The following is a 5073-nucleotide window of genomic DNA, read 5'->3' on the forward strand; positions in this document are numbered from 1 at the left end:
GGCGGGCCTCGTTCTCACCGCAGCCTTTCCCTCCCCAGAGGCTTCCCCCTCGGCAGCCCCTACCGCCGGAACCGGCCCCGCCGTAGCCTCACCGGTTACTGCTGACGCTGAAGCAGAAATTGATTTCAGCAAGGAGTCCCCGCTCGCGACGGCCGCAACCCCGAAGGCCAAAACCACTGTCCTGTCCAGCGACGCGGCAGCGTTCACCACCCCGATCAAGGGTGCCGAAATTGCTTCGTCGTTCGGCTACCGGGTGAACCCGATGGGCGGGTACGGCGACGAGCTGCACACCGGGACCGACTACTCAGGGGCTTGCGGTACGCCGGTCCTCGCATCACGCGCGGGCACCGTAGTGGAATCCGGGTGGCATGCCTATGGTGGTGGCCAGCGGATCGTGGTGGACCACGGCGGGGGCCTCCAAACCTCGTACAACCATCTCAGTGTGCTCGGCGTGACCGTGGGTCAGAAAGTGGGCAAAGCCGAGGGCCTGGGCGCCGTCGGCAGCACCGGCAACTCCACCGGATGCCACCTCCACTTCGAGCTACTGGTCAACGGCGAAAAAGTCGATCCCCAGACCCGGCTCTAACCCCGGCCCGGCCCTCGCGGCTTAGGGCTCCGGGTGGGTGACGACTGCTGGATCCTTCTTGCCGTAAGGCATCCGCAGCCGCAACGAATTAGCGTCCACGCGCAGGGCCATGTGGGTGCCCTTGCCGAGGGGGTCGCCGTCGAGCTGGATTTCCTGCGGCTCGTCGAGCTGGATCTCGGCTTCCTTGCACTGGAAGTACTCGAGCGATGGGTCCTTGCCCTTTCCGCGGGCAAACAGCTTACCCACGACGCCAAGCCAGCCGAGCCGGCCGGTGGGCGCCACGGTCATGATGTCCAGCAGGCCATCGTCAATCTTGGCGCCGGGGAAAATCTCCAGCCCGCCCATGATCTTGCCGCAGTTGCCGCCCATCACGCTGCGCAGCCGACGCTCGATGACCTCGCCGCCGTCCAGTGTGATCCGGGTGCGTGCAGGCTTGCCGCTCAGGTTCCGGATGCCGGCGTCGACGTAGGCCAGCCAGCCCACCTTGTCTTTGAGATCATCACGGGTGTCAGCCATGATCGACGCGTCAAACCCCAGCCCCGCCATCACCAGGAACACGTGCGAGTCCTGGGCGCGGTCAACCGTGACATGAACGACGTCGACGTTGCGTTCGGTGCCGAACAGGGCTGCCTTGGCGGCCTCCTGCGGATCGTCGACGGCGATGTCCAGGTTCCGGGCCAGCAGGTTGCCGGTGCCGAGCGGGATCAGCCCCAGTGCGATGCCGGTGCCGTTGACGACCTCGGCCACGCAGCGGACCGTTCCGTCACCGCCAGCGGCGATCACCACGTCCACGCCGGCGTCGACGGCTTCCTGTGCCTGGCCACGGCCGGGGTCATCAACCGATGTCTCCAGGTACAGCACCTCGTCCCACCCCTCGGCAGCGCAGAGCTCCGAAACGATCGCACGAATATCAGCCCCGGTGTTCTTGACCGGGTTGATGATCAACGCGGCGCGCTTGGTCCGAGTGTCGGAGGGCTGGGTCATGATGTCCTTCTCAGGTTGTGGGGAGGGGAGCGGGGGTGCACTGCAAAAAGTTATCAGTCTGCTTGCAATGCCACCTTATCGCGCGGCGGGAGCAGGTAGCCTCTTCTAGTGGAATTCTCTCAACGATATGTGGCCCTCGGTGATTCGTTTACGGAAGGCGTCGGCGACTGGCATGAAGCCAGCCCCAATGGGGTGCGGGGGTGGGCTGACCGGGTGGCCGAGCAACTGATCCTTGCCGACAGCTCCTGGGGATACGCGAATCTCGCCGTCCGCGGCAAGAAAGTGCGCCAGGTCCTCGACGAACAGGTTGACCGGGCCCTGGCCATGCAGCCCACGCTGATCACCATCTACGCGGGTGGCAACGACATTCTGCGGCCGCGGATCGACATTGACGCGCTGATGGCCGCCTACGACGACGGCGTGGCCCGCCTTGCGAGCTCGGGCGCCGCCGTGGTGCTGTTTACCGGTTTTGATTCGGTGGGGTCGGCGGTGTTCGGCAAGACCCGCGGGCGGACGGCCATCTATAACGAACTGGTCCGTGAAATTGCTGACCGGCACCACGCCGACGTGGTGGACTACTGGCGGTTCAGGGAGTTCCAGAATTGGGGCTATTGGGACACTGACCGGATGCACATGTCCGCCGCCGGACACACCCTTATGGCCAGGCGGGTGCTCGAAGTGTTGCGGGCCTCCCACGAGATCGACCTGCCCGAGCTGGAGGCCGCGCCGGCGTCGTCGCGGATAGATCAGCTACGAGCGGACGCCCAGTGGGCGCGCGACTATCTGTCGCCGTGGGTGGGGCGGCGCCTGCGCGGCGTGTCTTCGGGGGATGTGCTGACGGCCAAGTACCCGGAGCTCACCCGCCCGGCGTGGGCCTAGGGTCCCAGCCGGCCCGCGGGGCACCGGTGGCAAACGGTGTCTGTGCCAGAATGGCGGGATGAGTGGTGTCCGATGGCTGAATCCCGAGGAGCGGCAAGCCTGGCTTGCGCTCTACGCCGTCACGACCATGCTCCCTGGCACGCTGGACGCCCACCTGTTCCGGCAGGCCAAGATCACCCTGTTCGATTATCACGTCCTGGCGATGCTTTCCGAGACTGATGACCTCACCCTCGCGATGAGTGAACTCGCTGCCCGGTCGAATGCGTCACTGTCCCGCCTGAGCCATGTGGTGAAGAAACTTGAGCAGCGCGGCTGGGTGTCCCGGTGCCCCAGCGCCAGCGATGGTCGGGTCACCACCGCCCGGATCACCGAGGACGGGCTGACGAATCTGCAGTTACTGGCCCGCGAGCATGTTGACCATGTACGGGAATCGGTCTTCGACGCGTTGACCGACGACGACGTCCGCGACCTGGAGCGGATTGGCAAGAAGATCCTGGCCCGCCTCGACAGTACCCACTGGATCCTGAATCAACCCACACCTGGAGTGCAACCATGAACCGACCGTCCGTCCTTGCGATCGTTCTCGCAGGCGGTTCGGGTGGACGGTTGGGGCCGCTGACGGATAAGCGTGCCAAACCGGCGCTGCCCGTCGCCGGCTCCTACCGCCTGATCGACATCCCCCTCTCCAACCTGCACCACAGCGGCTTCTCGGATGTGTGGATGGTGCAGCAGTACCAGCCGAACTCGCTCAACGACCATCTGGCCAATGGCCGGCCGTGGGATCTGGACCGCACCAACGGCGGGCTGCGTGTCCTGCCGCCGTTTGAGGGCAGGGAAGGGGAGGGCTTCGCGGACGGAAACGCCGATAGCCTGTTCCGGCAGGCAGCGTTTATCCGCGAGTTCGACCCCGATCTGGTGCTGCTCCTGAGCGCCGATCACCTGTACCAGCTGGACTTCCGCGATGTCGTCCAAACCCATCTGGAGGCCAAAGCCGCCGCGACAATCGTGACCACACACTTCGACGGCGACGCCTCCAACCACGGTGTGGTCGAGGTGTCCGGCGGCGCCGTCACCGGCTTCGAGTACAAGCCCGACAAGCCCAAGACCACCCTGGTGGCCACCGAAGTCTTCCTATTCGATGCCGCGCACCTGCTCGACACCCTGGAACTGCTGGAGAAGGAAGAGGGCGGCCTCGACGACTACGGCGACCAGCTGCTGCCCCACCTGGTGCAGCATTCAACAGTGGTGGAACACCGCCTTGAAGGGTATTGGCTCGATCTTGGTACCCCCGAGAACTACCACCGGGCGCACATGGAACTGCTTGACGGCGAGGGTCTGGCCTTCGACCACCCGGCCTGGCCCATCCTCACCAGCAGCTCCCAGCGCCTGCCCGGGTTTGTCGGGAAAGGTGCGGTCGTGGCCGACTCGCTGTTGGCTCCGGGCAGCCGCGTCCTCGGCGAAGTCAGCCACAGCGTGATTGGGCCGGACACGGTGGTGGAGGCGGGCGCCGTCGTCGTCGATTCGATCCTGCTGAACGGGGTCACCGTTCCCTCCGGAGCCCGGATTGTGCGGTCCATTGTTGACTCCGGTGCCACGCTCGACGCCGGAGCACAGGTGGGCGACGACGACGTCGTGACGGTGGTAGACCGCAACGGCGATTGGTCTTAACCCCCGGCAGCTCCTAGAATAGGAGGGCATCAGGTGGCGGAGCGTGCGCAATTGCTCCGATTCTTGGGAACATATCTTCCGGGGAATCGGTAGTTAGGGGCTCAAGTTGCGCGAAAACCGCTAATCATCCCGACAGTTTCGGCTGTCGTTTGGGGCGCCCCTGATTGCATTCCCAGCAGACAAGACTGCTGGTTCTAGGTATTTTCATTAACTCTTTGGAGGATCGTCATGGCAGCTCACTGCCAAGTGACTGGAGCCGAGCCGGGCTTTGGGCACAGCATTTCCCACTCACACCGCCGCACCAAGCGCAGGTTTGACCCGAACATCCAGAAGAAGCGCTACTGGGTTCCGTCCCTGCGCCGCAACGTCACGCTGCAGGTTTCGGCCCGCGGCATCAAGACCATCGATGTGCGCGGAATTGACGCCGTCGTCGCGTCGATCCTGGCTCGGGGAGTGAAGCTCTAATGGCAAAAGATAAAGACGTACGCCCGATCATCAAGCTGAAGTCGACGGCCGGCACGGGGTACACCTACGTGACCCGCAAGAACCGCCGTAACGACCCGGACCGCATGGTTCTGATGAAGTACGATCCCAAGATCCGCAAGCACGTCGAATTCCGAGAGGAGCGCTAAACACATGGCTAAGAAGTCTAAAATTGCCCGCAACGAACAGCGCAAGGTAATTGTTGAGCGCTACGCCGAGAAGCGCCTCGAGCTGAAGAAGACGCTGGTTGACCCCAACGCGACTGACGAAGCCCGCGAAGCTGCACGCCTCGGACTGCAGAAGCTGCCCCGCAACGCGTCGCCAGTACGCCTCCGCAACCGCGACCAGATCGATGGCCGCCCCCGCGGAACGCTGCAGAAGTTCGGTATCTCCCGTGTTCGCTTCCGCGACATGGCTCACCGCGGCGAGCTGCCCGGTGTGACCAAGTCCAGCTGGTAACTCCGGCTGGCTGG

Annotated in this window: 8 protein-coding genes; 7 read left to right on the top strand and 1 reads right to left on the bottom strand. The window is 64.4% G+C overall.

The window, feature by feature from the left end; translation table 11 throughout:
* A partial coding sequence (locus K728_RS23220; protein ID WP_443110958.1) for a M23 family metallopeptidase occupies positions 1 to 586 on the top strand: 586 nt, incomplete at its 5' end.
* 21 nt (positions 587 to 607) lie between these two features.
* Here K728_RS23220 and K728_RS0109470 read toward each other — a convergent pair.
* On the bottom strand, positions 608 to 1570 hold the full coding sequence (locus K728_RS0109470; protein WP_024476544.1) for a diacylglycerol/lipid kinase family protein: 963 nt from the start codon (positions 1568 to 1570) through the stop codon (positions 608 to 610).
* Positions 1571 to 1678: 108 nt separating this feature from the next.
* On the opposite strand from K728_RS0109470, the gene K728_RS0109475 reads away from it, so the two are divergent.
* From K728_RS0109475 to rpsN, 6 genes are all read left to right on the top strand, one after another.
* Complete coding sequence (locus tag K728_RS0109475; RefSeq protein ID WP_024476545.1) at positions 1679 to 2449, top strand: SGNH/GDSL hydrolase family protein; 771 nt, start codon at positions 1679 to 1681, stop codon at positions 2447 to 2449.
* A 58-nt stretch (positions 2450 to 2507) separates the two neighbouring features.
* Positions 2508 to 3005 (top strand): MarR family winged helix-turn-helix transcriptional regulator, encoded by a 498-nt coding sequence (locus K728_RS0109480; RefSeq protein ID WP_024476546.1) that lies wholly within the window; start codon positions 2508 to 2510, stop codon positions 3003 to 3005.
* Positions 3002 to 4117: a glucose-1-phosphate adenylyltransferase family protein gene (locus tag K728_RS0109485; RefSeq protein ID WP_024476547.1), complete on the top strand. Its 1116-nt coding sequence runs from the start codon at positions 3002 to 3004 to the stop codon at positions 4115 to 4117. Before K728_RS0109480 ends, K728_RS0109485 begins: the two co-directional genes overlap by 4 nt.
* Positions 4118 to 4345: 228 nt before the next feature.
* Complete coding sequence (rpmB, locus tag K728_RS0109490; RefSeq protein ID WP_019481733.1) at positions 4346 to 4582, top strand: 50S ribosomal protein L28; 237 nt, start codon at positions 4346 to 4348, stop codon at positions 4580 to 4582.
* On the top strand, positions 4582 to 4749 hold the full coding sequence (gene rpmG, locus K728_RS0109495) for a 50S ribosomal protein L33 (protein WP_019481734.1): 168 nt from the start codon (positions 4582 to 4584) through the stop codon (positions 4747 to 4749). The genes rpmB and rpmG overlap by 1 nt, the downstream gene beginning before the upstream one ends.
* A gap of 4 nt (positions 4750 to 4753) precedes the next feature.
* Positions 4754 to 5059, top strand: coding sequence for a 30S ribosomal protein S14 (gene rpsN, locus K728_RS0109500; RefSeq protein ID WP_019481735.1), 306 nt, complete (start codon positions 4754 to 4756; stop codon positions 5057 to 5059).
* The last annotated feature ends 14 nt before the right edge of the window (positions 5060 to 5073 follow it).

Source organism: Arthrobacter sp. CAL618 (assembly GCF_000468215.1).
In the GTDB taxonomy this organism is placed as follows: Bacteria; Actinomycetota; Actinomycetes; order Actinomycetales; family Micrococcaceae; genus Arthrobacter_D.

What these genes read in the sequence shown, in the direction of transcription:
- K728_RS0109470 (WP_024476544.1), bottom strand. Translation starts at nt 1,570, where the DNA reads ATGACCCAGCCCTCCGACACTCGGACCAAGCGCGCCGCGTTGATCATC.
- K728_RS0109480 (WP_024476546.1), top strand. Translation starts at nt 2,508, where the DNA reads ATGAGTGGTGTCCGATGGCTGAATCCCGAGGAGCGGCAAGCCTGGCTT.
- K728_RS0109485 (WP_024476547.1), top strand. Translation starts at nt 3,002, where the DNA reads ATGAACCGACCGTCCGTCCTTGCGATCGTTCTCGCAGGCGGTTCGGGT.
- rpmB (WP_019481733.1), top strand. Translation starts at nt 4,346, where the DNA reads ATGGCAGCTCACTGCCAAGTGACTGGAGCCGAGCCGGGCTTTGGGCAC.
- rpmG (WP_019481734.1), top strand. Translation starts at nt 4,582, where the DNA reads ATGGCAAAAGATAAAGACGTACGCCCGATCATCAAGCTGAAGTCGACG.
- rpsN (WP_019481735.1), top strand. Translation starts at nt 4,754, where the DNA reads ATGGCTAAGAAGTCTAAAATTGCCCGCAACGAACAGCGCAAGGTAATT.